The following is a 1,694-nucleotide window of genomic DNA, read 5'->3' on the forward strand; positions in this document are numbered from 1 at the left end:
GCGGGGGCGGCGCCGCGGGGGGTGGGCCCTCCGCGCGTCCCGCCGCCCGCGCGCAGACACTTGTCCCGGGGGGCGGGGGGGGGGCCCGCGGCGGGGGGGGGGGGGGCCCGCCGCCCCCCCCCGCGGCCGCGGCCAACTACTCAGAGAGGTGGATCGTTGAGCCGCTCGGTTCTCGTCACCGGAGGCAACCGGGGCATCGGCCTCGCGATCGCCCTGTCCTTCGCCGAAGCCGGCGACAAGGTCGCCGTCACGAGCCGCTCGGGCGAGGTCCCGGCGGAGCTCGCGGCGTTCGACGCCATCGCCGTGAAGTGCGACATCACCGACGCCGGCCAGGTCGACGCGGCCTTCGCCGAGATCGAGGAGAAGCACGGCCCGGTCGAGGTCCTGGTGGCCAACGCGGGCATCACCAAGGACACCCTGCTGCTGCGGATGTCCGAGGACGACTTCGCCTCCGTGGTCGACACCAACCTCACCGGCACGTTCCGGGTGGTCAAGCGCGCCGCGGCGAAGATGCTGCGGGCCCGCAAGGGCCGCGTCGTGCTGATCTCCTCGGTCGTGGGCCTGCTCGGCTCGCCCGGCCAGGCGAACTACGCCGCCTCCAAGGCCGGCCTGGTGGGCTTCGCCCGCTCGCTGGCGCGCGAGCTCGGCTCGCGCAACATCACGATCAACGTGGTCGCCCCCGGCTTCGTCGACACCGACATGACCGCGGTGCTCAGTGACGAGCGCCGCAAGGAGATCGTGGCCGGCGTGCCGCTGGGCCGCTACGCCCAGCCCGCCGAGGTCGCCTCCGCCGTCCGCTTCCTCGCCTCCGACGAGGCCGCATACATCACCGGAGCCGTCGTTCCCGTCGACGGCGGATTGGGCATGGGTCACTGACCATGACTGGAATCCTCGAAGGCAAGCGCATCCTGATCACCGGCGTGCTGATGGAGTCCTCCATCGCGTTCCACACGGCCAAGCTGGCCCAGGAGCAGGGCGCCGAGATCATCCTCACCGCCTTCCCGCGGCCGAGCCTCACCGAGCGCATCGCCAAGAAGCTGCCGAAGCCGGTCAAGGTCCTCGAACTGGACGTCTCCAGCGAGGAGCAGCTGGCCGGCATCGCCGACCAGGTCCGCGAGCACCTGCCCACCCTCGACGGCATCGTGCACTCCATCGGCTTCGCGCCGCAGGACGCGCTGGGCGGCAACTTCCTCAACACCCCGTGGGAGTCCGTCGCCACCGCGATGCAGGTCTCGGCGTTCTCGCTGAAGTCGCTGACCATGGCGCTGCTCCCGCTGATGCAGGACGGCGGCGCGGTGGTCGGCCTGACCTTCGACGCCCAGTTCGCCTGGCCGAAGTACGACTGGATGGGCCCGGCCAAGGCCGCGCTGGAGGCCACCAACCGGTACCTCGCGCGCGACCTGGGCGAGCGGAACATCCGCTGCAACCTGGTCTCGGCCGGCCCGATCGGCTCGATGGCCGCCAAGTCGATCCCGGGCTTCGGCGAGCTCGCCGACACCTGGAACCAGCGTTCCCCGCTGAAGTGGGACCTGACCGACCCGGAGCCGGCCGGCCGCGGTGTCGTCGCCCTGCTCTCGGATTGGTTCCCGAAGACCACCGGCGAGATCGTCCACGTCGACGGCGGTCTGCACGCCATCGGCGCCTGACGTCCGACGCACTGCGGCCGCAGGGGGCGCCGGGATCAGCTCCCGGCG

At 72.1% G+C, this 1,694-nt stretch carries 2 protein-coding genes; both read left to right on the forward strand.

All coding sequences use genetic code 11. From position 1 onward, the window contains the following. Positions 1–156: 156 nt before the first annotated feature. Positions 157–876: a 3-oxoacyl-[acyl-carrier-protein] reductase gene (gene fabG / locus ACFV0G_RS24185; RefSeq protein WP_380551582.1), complete on the forward strand. Its 720-nt coding sequence runs from the start codon at positions 157–159 to the stop codon at positions 874–876. 2 nt (positions 877–878) lie between these two features. Continuing rightward, positions 879–1,646 (forward strand): enoyl-ACP reductase FabI, encoded by a 768-nt coding sequence (gene fabI, locus ACFV0G_RS24190; protein WP_380551585.1) that lies wholly within the window; start codon positions 879–881, stop codon positions 1,644–1,646. Positions 1,647–1,694: the final 48 nt, after the last annotated feature.

Origin of the sequence: Kitasatospora sp. NPDC059571 (assembly GCF_042735675.1) — a bacterium.
In the GTDB taxonomy this organism is placed as follows: domain Bacteria; phylum Actinomycetota; class Actinomycetes; order Streptomycetales; family Streptomycetaceae; genus Kitasatospora.

What these genes read in the sequence shown, in the direction of transcription:
- fabI (WP_380551585.1), top strand. Translation starts at nt 879, where the DNA reads ATGACTGGAATCCTCGAAGGCAAGCGCATCCTGATCACCGGCGTGCTG.